Source organism: Bartonella sp. AA81SXKL, assembly GCF_042196945.1.
Classification (GTDB): domain Bacteria; phylum Pseudomonadota; class Alphaproteobacteria; order Rhizobiales; family Rhizobiaceae; genus Bartonella.
In genome coordinates this window covers 1-329 of the sequence record NZ_JBHIRH010000192.1, presented here as the reverse complement: position 1 = coordinate 329, position 329 = coordinate 1, and the positions used below count along the sequence as shown (strand labels likewise).

Below are 329 nucleotides of genomic sequence, written 5' to 3'. Positions count from 1 at the left end.
CTGGTTGATAAGTGAGATTATTTTCTCTTTTAAATTTGGCAGAAATTGCTTGGCGCAATTCTGGAATGCCAGAAATGGGGGTGTATTTTGTTTCTCCACGTCGAATAGCTTCAATGGCAGCATTTTTGATATTTTCTGGTGTATCAAAATCTGGTTCCCCCGCGCCTAAAGTAATGACATCACGACCTAATACTTTTAAATTACGTGCTTTTTGGGAAACAGCGATTGTTGCAGAAGGTTTGATATGAGAGAGTTTATCGGCGATAAAAGCCATAATTTCAATCCTTACTTACATGATAAACAGTAAATGATTTTTGATTTTAACGGTA

General features: G+C 36.5%; 1 protein-coding gene. It reads right to left on the bottom strand.

All coding sequences use genetic code 11. The features are described 5' to 3' along the window. Positions 1–274 (bottom strand): aminotransferase class I/II-fold pyridoxal phosphate-dependent enzyme (locus ACFINZ_RS10520; RefSeq protein WP_375701484.1); only part of this gene is annotated, 274 nt, incomplete at its 3' end. Positions 275–329: the final 55 nt, after the last annotated feature.